The sequence below is a fragment of the Haloarcula amylolytica genome (genome assembly GCF_049705545.1).
GTDB lineage: Archaea > Halobacteriota > Halobacteria > Halobacteriales > Haloarculaceae > Haloarcula > Haloarcula amylolytica_B.
Genome location: NZ_JBNAMU010000001.1, coordinates 838,944 through 857,748, shown reverse-complemented (window position 1 = coordinate 857,748; position 18,805 = coordinate 838,944). Strand labels below are relative to the sequence as shown.

22 protein-coding genes are annotated in these 18,805 nt (G+C 65.0%); 14 read left to right on the top strand and 8 right to left on the bottom strand.

The features are described from left to right. Positions 1–74 precede the first annotated feature (74 nt). The 4 genes from ACOZ4H_RS04605 to ACOZ4H_RS04590 all read right to left on the bottom strand — a co-directional run bounded on the left by ACOZ4H_RS04605 (position 75) and on the right by ACOZ4H_RS04590 (position 5,244). Positions 75–1,061 carry a methyl-accepting chemotaxis protein gene (locus ACOZ4H_RS04605; RefSeq protein ID WP_424328188.1) on the bottom strand — a complete coding sequence of 329 codons (987 nt, stop codon included), beginning with the start codon at positions 1,059–1,061 and terminating at the stop codon, positions 75–77. Between the two features lie 87 nt (positions 1,062–1,148). Next, entirely contained in the window at positions 1,149–2,651 is a 1,503-nt protein-coding gene (locus ACOZ4H_RS04600; protein WP_424328187.1) for a carboxypeptidase M32, read from the bottom strand. A gap of 112 nt (positions 2,652–2,763) precedes the next feature. Then, positions 2,764–3,936, bottom strand: a complete 1,173-nt coding sequence (locus tag ACOZ4H_RS04595) for an acetamidase/formamidase family protein (RefSeq protein ID WP_424328186.1) — start codon at positions 3,934–3,936, stop codon at positions 2,764–2,766. A 225-nt stretch (positions 3,937–4,161) separates the two neighbouring features. Continuing rightward, complete coding sequence (locus tag ACOZ4H_RS04590; protein ID WP_424328185.1) at positions 4,162–5,244, bottom strand: M20 family metallopeptidase; 1,083 nt, start codon at positions 5,242–5,244, stop codon at positions 4,162–4,164. Positions 5,245–5,381: 137 nt separating this feature from the next. Between ACOZ4H_RS04590 and ACOZ4H_RS04585 the strand changes: the two genes are divergently transcribed. From ACOZ4H_RS04585 to ACOZ4H_RS04570, 4 genes are all read left to right on the top strand, one after another. After that, the gene (locus ACOZ4H_RS04585; RefSeq protein WP_424328184.1) at positions 5,382–5,636 is read left to right on the top strand and encodes a hypothetical protein; all 255 of its coding nucleotides are present in this window, start codon (positions 5,382–5,384) and stop codon (positions 5,634–5,636) included. Positions 5,637–5,742: 106 nt separating this feature from the next. Next, on the top strand, positions 5,743–7,620 hold the full coding sequence (locus ACOZ4H_RS04580) for a PINc/VapC family ATPase (RefSeq protein ID WP_424328183.1): 1,878 nt from the start codon (positions 5,743–5,745) through the stop codon (positions 7,618–7,620). A 99-nt stretch (positions 7,621–7,719) separates the two neighbouring features. After that, complete coding sequence (locus ACOZ4H_RS04575; RefSeq protein ID WP_424328182.1) at positions 7,720–8,541, top strand: YqcI/YcgG family protein; 822 nt, start codon at positions 7,720–7,722, stop codon at positions 8,539–8,541. A gap of 1 nt (position 8,542) precedes the next feature. Next, complete coding sequence (locus tag ACOZ4H_RS04570) at positions 8,543–9,100, top strand: cysteine hydrolase family protein (RefSeq protein ID WP_424328181.1); 558 nt, start codon at positions 8,543–8,545, stop codon at positions 9,098–9,100. A 48-nt stretch (positions 9,101–9,148) separates the two neighbouring features. Here the strand turns inward: ACOZ4H_RS04570 and ACOZ4H_RS04565 are convergent, their stop codons facing one another. Then, positions 9,149–9,412 carry a winged helix-turn-helix domain-containing protein gene (locus tag ACOZ4H_RS04565; RefSeq protein ID WP_004514919.1) on the bottom strand — a complete coding sequence of 88 codons (264 nt, stop codon included), beginning with the start codon at positions 9,410–9,412 and terminating at the stop codon, positions 9,149–9,151. A gap of 125 nt (positions 9,413–9,537) precedes the next feature. Between ACOZ4H_RS04565 and ACOZ4H_RS04560 the strand changes: the two genes are divergently transcribed. Together ACOZ4H_RS04560 and ACOZ4H_RS04555 are read left to right on the top strand one after the other, a co-directional pair. Beyond that, positions 9,538–9,846 (top strand): hypothetical protein, encoded by a 309-nt coding sequence (locus tag ACOZ4H_RS04560; RefSeq protein WP_424328180.1) that lies wholly within the window; start codon positions 9,538–9,540, stop codon positions 9,844–9,846. 2 nt (positions 9,847–9,848) lie between these two features. Beyond that, positions 9,849–11,678, top strand: a complete 1,830-nt coding sequence (locus ACOZ4H_RS04555) for a ribosome biogenesis/translation initiation ATPase RLI (protein WP_424328179.1) — start codon at positions 9,849–9,851, stop codon at positions 11,676–11,678. A gap of 278 nt (positions 11,679–11,956) precedes the next feature. Here ACOZ4H_RS04555 and ACOZ4H_RS04550 read toward each other — a convergent pair whose 3' ends face one another. Both ACOZ4H_RS04550 and ACOZ4H_RS04545 read right to left on the bottom strand, forming a co-directional pair. Then, on the bottom strand, positions 11,957–12,172 hold the full coding sequence (locus tag ACOZ4H_RS04550) for a hypothetical protein (protein ID WP_424328178.1): 216 nt from the start codon (positions 12,170–12,172) through the stop codon (positions 11,957–11,959). Positions 12,173–12,240: 68 nt separating this feature from the next. After that, the gene (locus ACOZ4H_RS04545; RefSeq protein ID WP_004514915.1) at positions 12,241–12,762 is read right to left on the bottom strand and encodes an archaemetzincin family Zn-dependent metalloprotease; all 522 of its coding nucleotides are present in this window, start codon (positions 12,760–12,762) and stop codon (positions 12,241–12,243) included. A 30-nt stretch (positions 12,763–12,792) separates the two neighbouring features. Between ACOZ4H_RS04545 and ACOZ4H_RS04540 the strand changes: the two genes are divergently transcribed. The 5 genes from ACOZ4H_RS04540 to ACOZ4H_RS04520 all read left to right on the top strand — a co-directional run bounded on the left by ACOZ4H_RS04540 (position 12,793) and on the right by ACOZ4H_RS04520 (position 16,372). Further along, positions 12,793–13,206 (top strand): UPF0146 family protein, encoded by a 414-nt coding sequence (locus tag ACOZ4H_RS04540; protein ID WP_424328177.1) that lies wholly within the window; start codon positions 12,793–12,795, stop codon positions 13,204–13,206. A 19-nt stretch (positions 13,207–13,225) separates the two neighbouring features. Then, positions 13,226–14,098, top strand: a complete 873-nt coding sequence (locus tag ACOZ4H_RS04535; RefSeq protein ID WP_424328176.1) for a TIGR01548 family HAD-type hydrolase — start codon at positions 13,226–13,228, stop codon at positions 14,096–14,098. Between the two features lie 78 nt (positions 14,099–14,176). After that, positions 14,177–14,566: a hypothetical protein gene (locus ACOZ4H_RS04530; RefSeq protein ID WP_424328175.1), complete on the top strand. Its 390-nt coding sequence runs from the start codon at positions 14,177–14,179 to the stop codon at positions 14,564–14,566. A 53-nt stretch (positions 14,567–14,619) separates the two neighbouring features. Further along, complete coding sequence (gene npdG / locus ACOZ4H_RS04525) at positions 14,620–15,288, top strand: NADPH-dependent F420 reductase (protein ID WP_424328174.1); 669 nt, start codon at positions 14,620–14,622, stop codon at positions 15,286–15,288. 331 nt (positions 15,289–15,619) lie between these two features. Continuing rightward, the gene (locus ACOZ4H_RS04520) at positions 15,620–16,372 is read left to right on the top strand and encodes a response regulator (RefSeq protein WP_424328173.1); all 753 of its coding nucleotides are present in this window, start codon (positions 15,620–15,622) and stop codon (positions 16,370–16,372) included. A gap of 48 nt (positions 16,373–16,420) precedes the next feature. Here ACOZ4H_RS04520 and ACOZ4H_RS04515 read toward each other — a convergent pair whose 3' ends face one another. Further along, positions 16,421–16,687 carry a thioredoxin domain-containing protein gene (locus tag ACOZ4H_RS04515; protein WP_121511428.1) on the bottom strand — a complete coding sequence of 89 codons (267 nt, stop codon included), beginning with the start codon at positions 16,685–16,687 and terminating at the stop codon, positions 16,421–16,423. A gap of 115 nt (positions 16,688–16,802) precedes the next feature. On the opposite strand from ACOZ4H_RS04515, the gene ACOZ4H_RS04510 reads away from it, so the two are divergent. From ACOZ4H_RS04510 to ACOZ4H_RS04500, 3 genes are read left to right on the top strand one after another with little or no spacing between them, the layout of a single operon-like run. After that, a complete protein-coding gene (locus ACOZ4H_RS04510; protein WP_151101980.1) occupies positions 16,803–16,964 on the top strand; it encodes a preprotein translocase subunit Sec61beta in 162 nt (53 codons plus the stop codon). 44 nt (positions 16,965–17,008) lie between these two features. Beyond that, the gene (locus ACOZ4H_RS04505) at positions 17,009–17,383 is read left to right on the top strand and encodes a DUF7532 family protein (protein ID WP_424328172.1); all 375 of its coding nucleotides are present in this window, start codon (positions 17,009–17,011) and stop codon (positions 17,381–17,383) included. Beyond that, positions 17,380–18,780, top strand: a complete 1,401-nt coding sequence (locus tag ACOZ4H_RS04500; protein WP_424328171.1) for a DUF402 domain-containing protein — start codon at positions 17,380–17,382, stop codon at positions 18,778–18,780. Before ACOZ4H_RS04505 ends, ACOZ4H_RS04500 begins: the two co-directional genes overlap by 4 nt. Positions 18,781–18,805 lie beyond the last annotated feature (25 nt).

The window sequence follows — 18,805 nt, the reverse complement described above, 5'->3', positions numbered from 1 at the left end:
AAATAAACGACGGGTTCGTCGTGGGGCACCGTCGGGACGCAGAACTGATGCGAACCGCCGGAACAGTTAGCCGCTCAGTTGTTGCGCTGGAGGTCCGCGACGAGATCATCTATCGCCCGGTTGATGTCGCTGAGAAGGGCCGTCTGTTCGCTGGATTCAGCAGCGATGTCGGCCGTGCTGTCGGCGATCTCCTTGGCTGCGTCCGTGGACTGATCGATCATACTGGCCACTTCCTCGGTCGAGGCGGCCTGCTGGTCCGTGGCCGTGGCGACCTCCTCGATACCGTTGTTGACCTCGCGGACGGTGTCGTCGATCTCTCCGAGGATTTCGGTCGACTCCTCGACGGTGTCGATACCCTCGTCGATCTCGTCGTTGCTCTCTTCGAGACTCTCGACGGCGTTCTCGGTGTCGTCCTGGATGCCATCGATCATCTGCTCGATGGTCGTCGCCTGCTCCTGTGACTCCTCGGCGAGGCTCTTGACCTCGTCGGCGACGACGGCGAACCCCTCCCCGGCCTCACCGGCGCGGGCGGCCTCGATGGACGCGTTCAGCGCCAGCATGTTGGTCTGGTCGGCGATGTCGTTGATGACGTCGACGATCTCGTCGATCTCCTGCACGCTCTGCTGTATCGTCTTGACGTCCTCGGCGACGCTGTCGGCCGCCTGCTGGATGTTCTCCATCGCCTCGTGGACGTCGTCAGCGTTCCCCTGCCCGCGTTCGGCGAGTTCCTTCGCTTCGCGCGAGGCCGCGGAAACCTCTTCGGACGACGAGGCGATCTGTTCGACCGACGCCGAGAGGTTCGACACCTCGTTCGCGATGTCTGTCAGCCCCTCGTACTGCTCGGCGGCCTGCTCGCGGATGTCGTCGGTCTCCTCGGCGATGCCGACCGACGAGTCCTCCAGTTCGGCCAGCATCGTCTGAATCTCGCTCGCCGCGTCGTGGCTGTAGCCGGCCTCCGTGTCGATGTTCTCCGCGATGTCGTCCCCGATGTCCGCGTCGATATCGTCGTCGATGCCCGTTCCTGTTTGGTCTTGGACATTCTCTACAGGTCTCTCGGCCATATGGTAGTCAGATCGGGACGGCGACATAAAAACGGAATACCCAACAGTATCAAAGGCGATAGCTGGGGGGCACTACGGCCCCGCGTGTCAGCAGTCGTACAACGCGCGGTACTTCTCGTCGACGTAGTCGAGGAAGTGGTCGGCGGTGAAGGACTCGCCAGTCGCCTCCCGGACGAGGTCGTCGGTTCGGTAGCGGGCGCCGTGGCGGTGGACGTGCTCGGTGAGCCAGTCGTGGATGGGGCCGAACTCGCCGGCGCGGACGTGGTCGTCGAAGCCGTCGATGTCCCGGCGGGCGTGGTGGTCCAGTTGCGCGGCCAGCACCGACCCGAGCGTGTACGTCGGGAAGTAGCCGAAGGCTCCGTTCGTCCAGTGGATGTCCTGCAGACAGCCCTCCGCGTCAGTGTCGGGGCGGATACCGAGATACTCCTCCATCTTGTCGTTCCAGACCGCCGGTACGTCCGCCACGTCGAGGTCCCCGCGGATGAGGTCACGCTCGATCTCGAAGCGGACGATGATGTGCATGTGATACGTGAGCTCGTCCGCTTCGACCCGGATGAGGTTGTCGTCGTACACCTCGTTGGACGCTTCGTAGAACTGCTGAGCGGTGGCGTCGGTCCCGAGGTGGTCGTTGGCCGTCTCGGCGAAGAAGTCCCAGAACGGGCGCGACCGGCCGACGTGGTTCTCCCAGAATCGGGACTGGGACTCGTGGACCGAGAGGTCGCGGTTGTCGCCGAGCGGCGTGCCGTAGGCCTCCTGTGGCAGACCGAGCGTGTACGTGGCGTGGCCGAACTCGTGGATAGTCGAGCCCAGCGCGTCCAGCGGGTCCTCGGGGGTGAAGCGGGTAGTGACGCGGGCGTCGAACTGCGTCCCCATCGAGAACGGATGGGGCGCGGTGTCGAGGCGGCCGCGGTCCCAGTCGTAGCCCAGCGTGTCAAGCGCCGTCTCGACGAGGTCGTGCTGGGTGTCGTCGTCGTAGGTTCCCTCGAACGGGTCGGCAAGCGTCACGTCGCTGTCGGCAATGTCGTCGATGAGCGGGACGAGCGCGTCCCGGAGGTCCGTCAGCACTTCCTCGGCGGTGTCGATGCCGAGGTACGGCTCGTACTCCTCGAACAGCACCTCGTAGGGGTCGCGGTCGGGATCGATGGCAGCGGCGTACTCCCGGCGGAGTTCCACCAGTTCCTCCAGCGTCTCGGCGAAGGCGTCGAAGTCGTCCTCGGCCTTGGCTTCCTTCCAGACGGGCAGGGCGTTCGAGGACGCTTCGGAGAGGCGTTCGACAAGGTCTGCGGGGACCCTGGTGGCTCGCTCGTGGTCCCGCCGGACCTCCCGAACGACGGCCTCTTGCTCGGGGTCAAGGTCGGCATCGTCGAGTTCGTCCAGCCAGTCGGCCAGGTCGTCGTCGGTCAGCAGGTCGTGATGGAGCGTCGAGATGGCGGAGGTCTGTTTGGCCCGCGCCGGCGTCCCGGCGTCGGGCATCATCACCTGCTGATCCCAGTTGAGGACGCCACCGGCGTCCTCGACGTAGTGGAGGCGGCGGACGTGATCCAGGAACTGCTCGTACGTGGACTCGCTGTCCTCGCTCGCTGTTGCCATACAGCGGGGTTAGGCCGGCGACCCTAAAGAAGCGGTGTCGGCGGTAAGTGGTGCGTCGGTCGCACCGCCTCACCGCGAGGGTGTGGGCCGTAGTCGACCGCGTATAGCTTTTTCAGAAGCTTTCACCTAGGGTCTGTGGGTCGATTTCGAAGCCGTCGGTGAAGATACTCTTCGGGATTTTGCCGTGAATGCCCTTGTTGATGTCGACGATCTGTGAGACGTTGAAATCCCCAGCGAGGCTCAGTAGTCGGTAGGCTTCCGTCGGCGTCATGTCCTTCTGGTGGACGAGCAGCGAGATCGCCTCCCGGAGCGCCTGTTCCATCGCGTTGTCGAGGTCGTCGTTGATGCCCATGACGTAGACGTCCTCGTCGGTCTCGGCAACGGGCCAGTCCATCTGCTGGGCGTCCTTGTGCAGCGTGAATCGGAACGTCGGCGTCAGCGACGTCTCTAGAGCGGTGAGGTCGACCTCGCCGTTGCCCTGGAGCGCGTGCCCGTCGCCGGTGAAAAACAGCGCTCCAGGGGCGAAGACGGGGAAGTAGAGCGTTGTCCCGACGCCGGTGCCCTGGATATCGATGTTGCCGCCGAACGGCCCCGGCGGGACCGAGTTCACCCGCCCTGTCGTTGCCGTCGGACCGACGGCCATGATGCCCTGGAACGGTTCCAGCGGTATCTCGGTCGTGTCACTGAGTTCGGCCACGCCCCGGTCGAGGTCGAACTCGATGACTTCGCTGTCGTTCCACGTGAACTCAGAGGGGAGGCCGCCCTTCCGCTGTCGCATCGTGTTCGCGCCGTATGGAACGCGGAAGTCGATATCCAGCACTTCGACCTCCAACACGTCGCCGGGTTCGGCATCCTCGATGTACACCGGCCCGGTGACGACGTGGGGCCCGGCCCCGTCGTGTGGGACCTCGTCGTAGACTCTGACCTGGTCTTCCAGGATTTCCGATTCCGGAATCCCCGCGTTCGTGAAGAACTCCTCCGGCCCCGGTTGGTCCTCCAGGATTCCCTCGTGTGATATCGTCTCGATCTGGACGACCGAGTCGGATTCGACTCGTTCTACGGGCTCTTTTGTCGGGTCGATCGCGCCCCAGACCACGTTCTCGGGCGTCGATTCGACGACCGTATCGACTTCGTACGAGTCAGTAGAGTCGTCCGCTTGCCCGTTCTCTGTTTCGTCTTCCTGTGCTGCCGCGAGATCGATGTTTTCGCCGAGGAACTGTGAACCAGTTCCGGCACCCAGGACTCCTAATGCGCCCGCCGCTTTCATGAGTCGTCTTCGTTTCATCGCTCCACGTCCCGGGAAGTGTCAGCCGAGTATAAAAATAGATGAATATACAATTATTTCGTGAACCCGTTGTTAATATACCAGGTCATTGACTATCCATGACCATTCATAGTCTTCTATCTCGCCTATCAAAACATTTCTCTATTCAGGATTGGCGGGCTGGTTGCCAGCCGAAACTCGAGGGAGCAGTCTAGCGACGCGGCACAGTTCGGGGCCGGCGACAGCTCAGCGGGATGGCCACGACTCGGCAACGTGCTCGTAGATATCTCGACACCGCTCCAGTACGTCTAGCGAAACGCTCTCGTCTGCGGTGTGGGCTTCGCCGGGTTCGGCCGCGCCGACAATGACGCAGTCCGTCCCGGCCTGGGCGAGCCAGCCGGCGTCGGTCGCGTGCGGTTTGACGACGTGTTCGGGCGCACCGTCCTGAGCGGTGGTGGCAGCGTCTAGCACTGCGTCCGCGAAGTCGGCGTCGCCACAGGCCATCGGCGGGAGGTCCTGATCAACGCGCCAGGAGACGCCGGCGATAGCTTCGACCCGGTCCAGCGGCGCACGCTCGCCCGGGACCGTCCGCTCGTCGACGGTGACCTCGCATCGCTCGGGAATGACGTTCCAGGCCGAGCCGCCGTCGATTTCCGTGACGGCGACACTCCCGCTCATTTCGTGGCCCAGGACGGTCGTCTCGGGGAAGTCGAGGTCCCGGACCACGTCGACGGCATCGGTCGCGCGGTAGATGGCGTTCGCGCCGGCTTCAGGTTCGCTGGCGTGGGCCGCCGCGCCCTCGGCGACGATAGTCGATCCCCGCCGACCTTTGTGGGCGACGGCCACGTCCGTCGTTCCTGGTGCGGAGTAGCCAGTCGACCCCTCACCGACGACGGCGTAGTCGGGCGCGAAGCCGTCCTCAATGGCGGCCTGGCACCCGATGCCGCCCTGTTCCTCGCCGACGAACGAAGCGAAAATCAGTTCGCCAGCGGGGTCGGCGTCCCGGAAGGCCAGCAACGCCGCGGCGACACACCCCTTCATATCCGCTGCGCCCCGGCCGTAGAGACGGCCGTCGCGTTCCTCGACGACGTACTCGCCGTCGGCGTCGATCTGCGACTCGTCCGGGGGGACGACGTCGTGGTGGCCAACAAAGGCGAGCGACGTGTCGCCCTGACCCTTGCGGGCGGTGACATTCCCGTGGTCGTCGCAGGTAACTCGTGCGTCAGTGTGGTCCCGGAGCCACGCTGTGATGTACTCCCCGGCAGCCGCCTCGTCGTCGTGACTGGGGATCGAAACGAGGCCGCGAGTCAGCGACGGCAGCGTCTCCATACCGTGACTCGGGAGCGCGGGCAGGAAAAAATCCGCGGCGGGTTCGGGGCGGTATGTCTCGCCGAGCAAGGAACCGCGGGGCAGCCCTAAACAGTTCGGTAGTGCCCAAATACATGCCAAGTGCGTATTTAGAGGTGATGCGTTCTGAAATAGCGGTCGAAGCGGCCACAGCCGAGGAAGTCAGCGAACTGCGGCGGGCACTGCGGGGCAACCAGCGCGTTGACCTCGTTGCGACGGACGCCGAAACAGTCGAACTCAGCGGCGAGCGGCGCGGCCTCCGAGAGCTGACCCGGACGCTCCTGGTTCGCGAACGTAGCGCTCGGAAGTTCGGCCAGGCGGCGCTCGCCGCAGCCGACCGAAGTGTCCGAACGCGGTTGCAAAAGGCCGTCTAACACAGTTGCGGTCCAGCGTCTGTCCCGTTCTCGCCGTGTCGGTGAACAGAGACAGAAAGCGTGCGGACTCCACACCCTTATCAACGGCAGTCTCCAACGTTCGCGTATGGAAATCGTACCGGACACGAGCGTGGTCATCGACGGCCGCGTGTCCGACCAAGTGAAGGCCGATGCCGACCCCGACACGGACGTCGACGGCATGGGCTTTGCCGGCGCGACGGTCGTCGTTCCCGAAGCCGTCGTCGGCGAACTCGAAGCACAGGCGAACGACGGCCGCGAGACGGGCTGGGAGGGGCTCGAAGAGCTCCAGACGCTCGTCGACCTGGCTGAGGAAGGTACCATCGACGTGGAGTACGTGGGTCGGCGGCCCGACGCCATCGAGAAGCGCGAGGCCGGCGAGGGGCAGATCGACGCGCTCATCCGGGACATTGCCGGAGACCGCGGTGCCACGCTCGTGACCAGCGACGACGTGCAGGCTCAGGTGGCCCGCGCGAAGGGGCTCGAAGTGGAGTTCGTCGAGCCGATCAAACGGACGGTCGACCGGCTCCAGATCGAGAACTTCTTCGACGAGGGGACGATGAGCGTCCACCTCAAGGTGGGCGTCCAGCCGTACGCGAAGAAGGGCTCTATCGGCGACATGCAGTACACGCCGATCCGCGACGACCCCGCGACCGAGAGCGAACTCCGGGAGTACGCCGCCGACATCGAGGAGAGCGCGCGCGCCTCGCCGGACGGCTTCCTCGAACTCGACGAGCCCGGCATGACCATCACCCAGTTCCGGGACTTCCGGATCGCTATCGCGCGGCCGCCCTTTTCCGACGCACTGGAAATCACGGCCGTCCGGCCCATCGTCAAGACCGAACTGGACGACTACGAGTACGCGGACCAGCTCCGGGACCGCTTCACCGAACACCAGCGCGGCGTCCTCATCTCCGGCTCACCCGGGGCCGGGAAATCGACGTTCGCCCAGGCGGTCGGGGAGTTCCTCGTCGACGCCGACTACGCGGTCAAGACGATGGAGAAACCGCGGGACCTCCAGGTCGGCCCGAACATCACGCAGTACACCGAACTCGGCGGTTCGATGGAGAAGACCGCCGACTCGCTGCTGATGGTCCGGCCGGACTACACCATCTACGACGAGGTGCGCAAGACAGACGACTTCGAGGTGTTCGCGGACATGCGCCTAGCCGGCGTCGGCATGGTGGGCGTCGTCCACGCGACCCGCGCCATCGACGCGCTCCAGCGGCTCATCGGCCGCGTCGAACTGGGGCTCATCCCCCAGATCGTCGACACCGTCGTCTACATCGAAGCCGGGGAAGTCGACACGGTCTACGACGTGACGACCGAAGTCAAGGTCCCGCAGGGGCTCATGGAGGAAGACCTCGCGCGACCGGTCATCATGGTCAAGGACTTCGAGACCGGGCGGCCGGAGTTCGAGATCTACACCTTCAACAACCAGGTCGTCACGGTGCCGCTGGGCGACGACGAGGACGAGCAGGACTCCGGCGTTGACCGCCTCGCCAAACAGGAAGTCGAGCGCGAGATCCGCTCCATCGCTCGCGGCCACGTCGAGGTCGAACTCCGCGGTCCGAACACCGCCGTCGTCTGGGTCGAAGACGACGACATCTCGCAGGTCATCGGGAAGGGCGGCGGCCGCATCTCCGACGTGGAGAACCGCCTCGGCATCGACATCGACGTGCGGACCTTCGAGGAACGGCCGTCAGGTCCCTCCGGCGGCCCCCAGACCGAGTCGGGCGGCAAGGAGGGCGAGATCGTCCAGCCGGAAGTCACGTCCCGGCACGTCATCGTTCCGCTCGACGGCCACGCCGGCGACACGGTCGAACTGCAGGCCGACGGTGAGTACCTCTTTACCGCGACGGTCTCCCGGAGCGGCGAGATTCAGGTCTCTCGCGGGTCGGGCATCGCCGAGGAACTAGAGCGAGCTATCGACCGCGGCAGCACGATTACCGTCGTGCCGTCGTAGGGTTCGGCGAGCAGAGCAGTCGCGCGGTTAGCGCCCCGAGAAGCGGGCGAAGCCTGCGAAAGCGATAGCTAAATTCCGGTGGAGCCCGACTCTTCAGCTATGACCGACGCAGTCGTCGGGAACGTACAAGACCAAGAGACACTGGCTGCCCGCGTGGAGCGCGGGGTCGCGCCCGACTGGGTCGCCGACCACTGGCAGACGTTCCACGAGGGGCTGACCGGTGAACGAAACGGGTCCCCGTTCCCCTGTTTCTTCGGCGCGGAGTCGGTTCGGGACGGCGAGCCGCTGTACACAGCTGTCCCGTCGATGAGCGACCCGGACGCGCTGTTCGACCTCGGCCGGACGCTGCTCACGTACCTTGAGACCTACCAGAACCACAGCGAGCGGGCTTCGCTGGTGACGTTCTTCCAGCCACCCGAACGGCCGCTGACGGAGGCCGAGTACCACGACCGACTCTGGCATATCCTCCAGTTCCTCCACGTCCACGACCCGGAGCCGTGGCCCGAGGACATCCCGACCGATCCAGACGACCCGCACTGGGAGTTCTGCTTCGGGGGCGAGCCGATGTTTCCGACCTGCCGCGCGCCGTTCTACGACACGCGGAAGAGCCGCTACTGTCCGGTCGGGCTGGAGATCACGTTCCAGCCCCGGGCGCTGTTCGAGGACCTGAACGTCACGGCCGACACCGAGGCCGGTCAGCACGCCCGCGATGTCATCCAGGGACGGCTGGAAGAGTACGACGGCGTCTGTCCCCACGCCGACCTGGGCGACTGGGGCGTCGAAGGTGACCGGGAGTGGTCCCAGTACATGCTGTCGTCGGACGAGGACGCGTCGCCGGACGACTGTCCGATAACCGTGACGCGAGAGCACCCGAAATCGAAGTGGCTCATCGGGACGCCCGCCCCGGAGCCGGCCGACTGAAATGGTCGCACTGCCCGAGACACCGGTGCTCGTGCTGGTGGACTTCCAGCAGGGGTTCGACGACCCGATGTGGGGGACACGGAGCGACCCCGACGCCGAGGCGAACGCGACGCGCCTGCTCGCCGCGTGGCGAGAGCGTGGGCTTCCGGTCGTCCACGTCCGGCACAACTCGACGGAGCCGGATTCGCCGCTCCGGCGCGGCGAACCGGGGTTCGCGTTCGTTCCCGAACTGGAGCCCGAAGCGGGAGAAGCGACGTTCGAGAAGCGCGTCAACGGCGCGTTCGTCGACACCGAACTGCAGGCGTGGCTCCGCGAGCGGGGCCACGAGACGCTCGTCGTCTGTGGGCTGACGACTGACCACTGCGTGTCGACGACGACGCGGATGGCTGAAAACCGCGGGTTTGAGGTTGTCGTCCCAGGCGACGCGACGGCGACGTTCGACCGCACGCTCGACGGCGAACGCTTCGAGCCGTCGCTCGTTCACCGGACTGCGCTGGCGCAACTGCGCGGTGAGTTCGCGAAGATTGCGACGACGGACGACGTGGTCGCTTCGCTGTAGCCAGCGGCTACGTGGTCGCGCGGCGAAACAGCCGATCGAGAAGGCGTGTCAGTCCGAGACGGCGGCGTCCGCTTCCGCCGGTTGGTCGATAATCTCGTAGAGATTCTGCCGTGCGTCGGCGAAGTAAACGTCTTCTTCGATGACACCGACTTCGTCAAGTCGTTCCAGAGCGTAGCGAACGGTCCGTGCCGAAAGCATCGACTCTTCGACGATGCCTTTCTGTGTCAGCGGGCCGTCGTACTCCAGAACCTTGTATACGAGCTTTGCGCTCGGCGGAAGGTCTGCGATGGCCTCCCCATCAGAGTCCGTCATTACCCGTAATCACAAGCGCCGGGCGCATAAAGATTGAGGAGTCAGTCTCACCGGCACAAGCATTCGCGGCCGCGTCACAGTACTGAACCGCGCACCTTTTGGTTGCGGGTAGTGGAACGTGTGGTATGGCTACGGAAACGGCGGACGGGATGAGTTCCCATATGCGGGGGCTCACTGTCACGACGCTGACGGCCGTCGCTGGCATCGCCGCCGCGTTCGGTTCCAACGCGCTCACGGCGACATCCCAAGTACCGGCAAAAGACCCGCAAGGGATACTTATCCTCGCGGTCGCTATCGCAGCACAGTTCCCGATTCTGCGGGTGATCGGCATCGACACGGACGATCTCTCGGCGAAGGACGTGCTCTACATCGGCTTCATGACCTTCTCGCTGTGGTTCGTCTCGTGGGGCATTCTCCTCACGACGGGAGCGTAACGATGGCCGAAGACAGTATCGCCGTCGTCGACCTAGAGCGATGTCAGCCCGACCGCTGTAACTACGAATGCATGAACTACTGCCCGCCCAACCGCAGCGGGAAAGAGTGCATCGTCAAGCGGGAAGACGAGTACGAGGAAGATGAGCCCTTCGAGGGCCAGCCCGATCAGGTCCGCATCTCCGAGGAAATCTGTCTGGGCGAGTCCTGCGGTATCTGCGTGAACAAGTGTCCGTTCGACGCTATCGAGATCATCAATCTGCCCCAGGAGCTGACCGACGAGCCGGTCCACCGCTACGGGGAGAACGCCTTCGCGCTGTACGGGCTCCCGAGCCCCGCAGAGGGCCAGGTGACGGGGATTCTCGGCCCGAACGGCATCGGGAAGACCACCGCCGTCCGCATCCTCGCCGACGAAATGCAGCCCAACCTGGGACGGTACGGCGAGGAACCGAGCTGGGACGAGATCCTCGACGAGTACCGCGGGACCGCCCTGCAGGAGTACCTCGAACAGATGCGCGACGGCGACGTGAGCGTCGCCCGCAAGCCCCAGTACGTCGACCGGATTCCGGACCAGTTCGACGGCAAAGCCATCGAACTGCTGGACCAGACCGACGAGCGGGGCGACCTCGACTACCTCATCGAGCGGACGGGCATCGAACCGGTCGTCGACAACCACATCGACGACCTCTCGGGCGGGGAACTCCAGCGAGTCGCGCTCGTCGCCACGCTGGCCCGGGACGCGGACTTCTACTTCCTCGACGAGATCACGCCGTATCTCGACATCGGCCAGCGGATGACCGCCGCACGGCTCATCCGGGAACTCGCCGAGGAGGAGGACCGCTCGATGCTCGTCGTCGAGCACGACCTCGCCATCCTAGACCTGCTCGCGGACAACATCAACGTCGCCTACGGGACCCCCGGCGCGTTCGGTATCATCACGCCGCCCAAGTCGACGAAGAAGGGCATCAACGAGTACCTCTCGGGCTACCTCGAGAACGAGAACATGCGGGTCCGCCAGACGGAAATCGAGTTCGAGGAACACGCGCCACGGAGCGCCTCCAGCGGCGACGTGGTCATCGAGTACCCCGAGCTCCAGAAGAGCTACGGCGACGGCGAGTTCTCGCTGGATGTCGAGGCCGGTACCATCCGCGAGAGCGAAGTGCTGGGCGTCGTCGGCCCGAACGGTATCGGGAAGTCGACGTTCGCGAAGATGCTCGCCGGCCGGCTCGAACCGACTGCGGGCGAAATCGACACCAGCCTCGACATCGCCTACAAGCCCCAGTACATCGAAATCGACCAGCCGATGCGCGTCGACGCCTTCCTCGCGTCGATCACGGACGACTTCGGGAGTTCCTACTGGAACACCGAAATCGCCCAGCCGCTCCAACTGGAGTCGGTGATGGAACAGCAGCTCACCGACCTCTCCGGCGGGGAGCGCCAGCGGGTCGCAATCGCGGCCTGCCTCTCGAAGGACGCCGACCTCTACCTGCTCGACGAACCCTCGGCCCACCTGGACGTGGAACAGCGCGTCATGGCGACCTCCGCTATCCGTCGCTACGCCGAGAACCACGACGCGACGGCGATGGTCATCGACCACGACATCTACATGATCGACCTGCTGGCCGACCGCCTGCTCGTCTTCGACGGTGAACCGGCCCGGAACGGCCACGCCGCGCCGCCACAGGGCATGCGCGAGGGGATGAACGAGTTCCTCCAGAACCTCGATATTACGTTCCGACGGGACGAACGGACCTCCCGCCCTCGCATCAACAAGCCCGACTCGCAACTGGACCGCGAGCAGAAGAACGCCGGCGAGTACTACTACGCACCGTAGGCTCAGAGCGGGAGCAAGGCCGGCGACAGCCAGACTCCGGCCGTCTGGCCGCAGAGAATCAATGTGTGTCCGGGACTCTCGGCGACACTGTTTATGCAGGATTTGTCGGGCTGCGGTAACAGTTCTACAGCCGAAACTGGGTTCTTGAGCGGCTGTTTCTGCGACCCGGCTCGGGGTTGCGTGTGGCCTCCGAAACTGCTCAGACAGTACCAGTGAGACCATCTCCTCGATGGGATGTCCGCTACTCGCACTCGGGAGGCACAGAACAGTCCGCGGCGTCAGGCCGCAGGGTCGCTGCCACCGCTCGTCTCTGACCCCGCAACCGCATCGTCAAGGCCGTCGGCGACTTCCTCGGGGTCGAACTCCTCGTCCGGGTCGAGTTCGCGGTCAGTTTGCTCGTCTGCCTGGGATTCAGTGACCGATTCGTCACCAGTGACCGTCACGAAGATGTCGCGCAGTTCCGCAACGCGCTCGGGGGACTGACTCTTGCTCATCGCGTATGTGTACAAGTACCACGGAACTGTAGGCGCTATACCGAATCAGTTTGGTATCCGTTCGCAAGCTACAGGACGTTTCGCTGGCAGGAGCCACACAGCGAGACTTCTTTCACGTCGACTTGTCGAACAGTGGGGGAGAAGTTCATCACGCAGCGCTTGTTGTCACAGTGCTCCAGCCCGAGCGTATGGCCGACCTCGTGGACGACCTCCTTGCGAACCCGCTGTGAGAAGATTTCGCCGGCCGAGCGGTTCGAGAACCCGCCGTCGGAGGATGTCTGGAGCCGGTACGTGGAGATGACACTGCCGGAGCCACCGAGATACGCGAGCCCGAAAACGTAGTTCCGACGGCGGTAGAAGAGGTCTTTCGGCGTGATAGCGATGTTTTTACCGCCGGAGCCGACCCGGCGGGCGAGGTCGATAAACTCCTCTGCGCGGTACTGGTCGCGGTCCCCATCGTACGCGCCGGCGGGAATAGACTGTGGCTCGTGCATCGAGACCTCACAGTCGTAGACGGATCGAAGTCCGTCCGAGGCCTCGCGTTTGACCTGGGCCGAGACCTCGCCCACCGGCACGATGTCGACGTGCATGGGAACGCATATGCGCCCGCATCTCATAAATTGTACGACGTGACCGACACCACCGACCCGCTCGTCGACCGACTCGCGTCCGTCGATTCCGTCGTCGAGGTCGGCGTCGGAAACCACCCTGACATAGCCGGGGCCCTGGCCGAGCGAGGCGTGGATGTGACCGCAACGGACATCGTCGAACGGGAGGTCCCCGAGGGCGTGCGGTTCGTTGTCGACGATGTCCTCGACGCCGACGAGACCGTGTATGCAGAGTCAGATATCGTATTCGCTCGAAACCTCCCGCCGGAGCTGCACCGACCGACGCTGGCTGTTGCCGACGCCGTCGGGGCGGCGTTCTGGTTCACGACACTGGGCGGCGACCAGCCGACGGTCGCTGTCGACCGAGAACAGCTCCCGAGTGGGGAGACGCTGTACCGGGCGAAAGATAGCAAGGCGCTTGAATAAGGCCCCCGTTCGACCGCCTATGCAAGTCGACGCGGTCGTCCTCGACATCGACGGCGTGCTGGTGGACGTGGCCGACTCCTATCGCCGAGCTATCGTCGAATCCATCGACCGGGTGTACGGCGACACGATCGAGAAACCGGCGGTCCAGCAGTTCAAGGACGCCGGCGGGTTCAACAACGATTGGGAGCTAACCTACGCAGCCGCACTGTTCGTTCTTGCCGGCCGTGAGTCCGCCGTTTCCGACCTGGCAGCGTTCACCGACGCCATCGCCGAGCGCGGCGGCGGCCTCGACGCGGCCGAGGCAGTGGTCCGTGACCTGCTCGACGAACCGGCCGAAAACCGGGTCTTCAGCGCTTGGGATCGCGAACAGCTCCGGGACGTGTTCCAGACGCTGTATCTCGGCACCGATCTCTATCGCGACATCGAGGGCGGCGAGCCGCCGTTTGACGCGCCGGGGTACATCCACGACGAGCCGCTGCTGGTCGACGACGAGACGCTGTCGGCCCTGCAGGACCGCTTCGCCGTCGGCGTCGTCACCGGCCGCCCGGCCGCCGAGGCCGACATCGCGCTGGAGCGTGTCGGTCTCGACCTGCCTGCAGGGCACCGCTTCACTATGGACGACTGGGAGGAGGGCAAGCCCCACCCCGCCGCTCTGCGGACGCTCGCCGAGCGGTTCGACGCAGAACGGGTCGCCTTCGCCGGGGATACCCTCGACGATATGGCGACGGCGGTCAACGCCGACGAAGCCGACGACGACCGCGTCTATTACGGCGTCGGCGTACTCACCGGCGGGCTGACCGGCGACGCCGGCCGCCGAACGTTCGCCAACAACGGCGCGAGCGCCGTCATCGAATCGGTCACCGACCTCCCCGAGCTGCTCGACGCGGCGTAGCCGACATCACTGAGTTGCCGGCATCGCAACCCGACCGCAAGCGGCAACGGTTTCACTGCCGGGACAGAGACCCCGATTATGCGACGACTGCCGACGTTTGGCTGGGCGTTTCTGGTGAGCATCTGGGCCGGGCTCGTCGGAGGTGCGATCATCCGCGAGCCGTCGGACGGACTGATTCAGGCCTACACTCTTATTTGCCAGATCTGTGGCTTGGTAGGGGCATACTGGACGATGCGAACGCACGACGATATCCTCGAATCCGTCCATCGGCCGGGCCGTGTCGGGATGTTCATCATCGTCCTGTTTTTCGTGACGGTGCCGCTCTCGACGATATTCGATTTCGCGCTCGGACACACCTCCGCACTCGGCATTGGGACCCAGTGGCTCAGCTATCTGGTGGGCCTCGGGAGCGCGCTGTACATCACCTTCGCCGGCGGGTTCGACTGGGCCTGGGAGGAGTACACCTGAGCGAGCGAACCTGTCACACAACGTTTATTCAGTGGTCGGCCTACGCCGTAGATATGGACATCGCGTTGCTTGGCGGTACTGGAGACATCGGCCAAGGCCTCGCCCTCCGCTGGGCTGACGACACGAACCACACGATCATTATCGGCTCGCGAAAAGCCGAGAAGGCGGCGAACAAAGCCGAGGAGTACGAGACGGAACTGGCCAGCCGCGGCCACGACGACGTGGAGATCACCGGCCTGGGTAACGAGGACGCCGCCGCCCGCGCCGACGTGGTCGTCGCCGCCGTCCCCGCGTACCACCTCACGGACACCATCGACGCCGTCGCCGACGAACTCGACGACACCACGCTCGTTGCCCCTGCCGTCGGGATGCAACGCGACGAGGACGGCTTCCACTACAACCGCCCCGGTGCCGGCAGCGTCACGCAACTGGCCGCCAACGCCGCCCCCGATGACACGCCCGTCGTCGGCGCGTTCCACAACCTCGCAGCCGGTCGTCTCGCCAACCTCGACGCCGACCTCGACTGGGACACCATCGTCGTCGGTGACGACACCGACGCCAAAGAGACCGTCTGTGAACTCGCCGAAGGCATCGAGGGAATTCGTGCGCTGGACGGCGGTCCGCTCGCCAACGCCGCCGAAATCGAGGGGCTGACCCCGCTGCTCATCAACGTCGCCCGCCACAACGACGGCCTGCACGACCTGGGCGTGCGGTTCCAATAGTACCTTTTTACTTCGTCGCCCTTCCTCGCGGCGCTTCGCGCCGCTGTGGGAGGGCTCCTCGTAAAAATCTACGCTAAAAACGACCTTCTCGCTCCCGCCGGTCGCGAGAAGTGAAACCGCTCGCCGCCGGCGAGCGGTATGCCTGCCGCGACCACTTAACCGCCGGCAGCAGCGCCATCGCTCGTCCTGCTTCCATAGCAGTCCTGCCCTTCCCCGCCGCCAGCGATAAAACGGTGGCGCGGCCCGGAGTGATGACCGCGGTTCCACACAGTTATCAGATGGATGCAGACAGGCATCAAATACTTGCGTACTGCAGCCTTGGCAATACAGGATGGAGACAGAAGACTCGCTCTCGATACTCCATGTCGACGACGACGCGGCGTTGGGAGCCCTTGTCAAATTATATCTCGAACGGGAAGACAGTGGCCTCGGCTGTACCGTCACGACGGAGACGAACCCTGAGACCGCCCTCACGATGATTCGGTCGTCGGAGACGGATTTCGACTGTGTCGTCAGCGATTACAGCATGCCGGAGATGAACGGTATCGACTTCCTCGAAGCCATCCGTGAGACCCATCCGGAGCTGCCGGTGTTGCTGTTCTCCGGAGAGGAGACTGGCGACGTGGCCGCCGAAATCATCCAGGCCGGCGTCACCGACTACCTCAAGAAATCCGTCGGGACGGACCAGTACACGTCGCTCATCCGCCGGGTCGAACACGCCGTCGACTCGGACGGCAGCTTCGAGTCGGACAGCGAAGTCGAACTCAGCGGCGTCGGCGTCATCGACACTGACGAACGCTTCGAGCGAGTCGACGAGACCTACGCCTCGTACTACGGCTACGAGTCTGAGGAACTCGTGGGCAAGCACTGGTCGGAACTCCACCCGAGCGACGAGGTCCAGCACATCAGGACGCACGTCATCCCCGTCGTCGAACGCGGCGGGAAGTGGACCGGCCAGAGTGAGGGGCTGCGGGCCGACGAAACCACCTTCACCGAGTCGAAGCTGGTGACGGCACTCGACGGCGGACGGATGCTGATCGCCGTCGACGAGATCGACGATTCGGGACTGGCCGAACAAGAATGAGCCGGCAGTCGTTACTGGTCGATGTGACGGACCGCGAAAACGACTGCGTTACGCCGAAGCCTGCTGCAGCGCGTCGTCGATGTCGTCAGCCTGCGTGACACCGACGAAGCGCTCGACGATGCCGTCGTCGTTCTCGATGATGAGCGTCGGGAGGGAGCGTACCTGGTACTCGTTGGCAACGTCCTGTTCCTCGTCGACGTTGATCTTCTCGAACTCGACGTCCGTCCACTCCTCTTCGAGGTCTTCGAGGATCGGGTCCTGCGTTTTGCAAGGGCCGCACCAGTCCGCGTAGAAGTCCTTCAGTGTAACCGTCATAGTACTCTGTTCGTCTTAGCCCGCGGTATCTGATAAGGGTTATCCATGTGTACCGGGGACACGCAATCGCGGGCGACCCGAAAGGCTTAGTGTTGGTGATACACCACCCTGAAGTATGAGTGGGAGCGACAGCGGCGGACTGATGTCCAGTGCGGGACTGGTCCGATATTTCGACGCCGAAGACCAGAACACGATCCGTATCGACCCTCGAACAATCGTCGCGACCGGCGTCATGTTCGGGCTGTTGATGCTCGTGCTGAACGCGATGATCGTGTAGGCGATTCCGCACTGTTTTCCTCTTCCCGCCACTGACTCGCGGGTATGCACTTCACGCAACGCGAACAGCAGGCGCTTCGCGACGCCGGCGTCGACCAGGAGACCGTCGAAGCGGCCTCCGATACGGTAGTCGAAGCCACCGACGACGCGGCCGCGGACCTCGAAGCCTTCTTCGACGGCCGCGAGACGGTGTACTCCGACATGGACATCGCTCACAGCTCCAGCGAGATTCAGGAACACACCGTCGAGTACTGCGACCTGTTCACCCACGCCGACGACATCCGAGGCTACCTCCGGTTCGACACCTGGGGCGTCCCGGTTGAGGGCGGACGCGTTCTGAGCGACGAGAAGATAGAGCTCTCGCTGGGGCCGACGGTCCACGGGCGGGTCCGCTTCGCCGCCGATGAGGACGCGCTATGACCGTCCGGGTCAGAGGCATCTACGCGACCGCGCTGACCCAGTTGCTGCAAGATGCGGGCCACGAGGTCGTCCAGGCGTCGGGTCCCATCGAGGACCGCTTTGACGGCGAGTTCGCCGACGAGCGGGCGGCGGTCACCGTGGTGACGACCGACGACCAGCAGGGTGTCGGCGTCATCGGTGACCACGACACTGCCACGGCCGTTACCGACCGCCTGGCCGAAGTCGGCCGGGACACGCTTCGCTGGGACGACCCGACGCCCGAGGGCGCTATCTACGCAGGCACCGTGACCGAGACGCTGGGCAGCGGGGCTGTCGTGGACCTCGGCGACGGCGAGGGGTTTCTCCCGTACTCGTCCTCGGACGAGCGCGTCGAGACGGGCGATATGCTCCGGGTGCAGGTCGTCGAAGCAAGCGCGCCGTGGACGAACGGCCGGCCCGTGCTGGACACGACCGTCGCGGTCCGCGGGACGCTGTTGATGCTTGTCCGCGGCGGGACCGCCAGCACACCGGCGACTGGCGGCCCGGCGATGCTGGACCTCATCGCCGCGGAGCCCCGAGACGGCTGGGGTGTCTCATGGGAAGCGGCGAGCGAGGACGCGAGCTTCGACGCGCTGGCCGAGGCCCTCGACGCCGCCAACGACCGCGCGGCGACCGTCGACGACGCGCTTGCGGAAGCCGACGACCCGGCGGACTGCGCCCCCACCCGCTACGACGCGGGGCTGGCGACGACGTGGCTGTGGTTCGGCCGCGAGAGCCGCTTCGCGCTCAACGAGGCCCGCCGCGAGGTGACGGCGACGATGCCGGGCCACCACCGCGTGAAGGCCGGGGACCGCGCGGCCAGCGCCGCCGTCGACTACGTCGAAGCGCTGTGTGACGCCCTCGAAACCGGCGAGACGGACTTCCCCTTCGCTGTGACGGCGCGGCAGTTCGGCCCGCAGGTCGGCGGGTCGCTGTCGCTGGGCCACGGCAAGCCCGACGGCCGGCTCATCACGCTGGGCAGCGGTGAAGTCCAGGCCGTCGAGAGCGACGGGACGGTGACAATCGAGCGCGAGATGAGCCCCGGCGGCTCCTACGACGCGCTGGGCGTCCCAAAGGAGGCCGGCGACATCGCCGAGACGAAAGTCAAGGAGGGGCGCTGGTGGTATCCGACGGTGTACCGCGACAGCGACGGCGAGAAGAAAGGCACCTACGTCAACGTCTGCACGCCCGTCGAGATATTCCCCGACACCGCCCGGTACGTGGACCTCCACGTCGACGTGGTGAAACACGCCGACGGCACCGTCGAGCGGGTCGACGACGACGAACTCGACGCGGCCGTCGAGCGCGGCCACATCTCCGAGCCACTGGCCGAACGCGCCCGGAGCGTCGCCGCCGCTGTCAAGAGCGCGCTGGAGTGAGTGAAGTCAGTCACGCGGCGCGGCG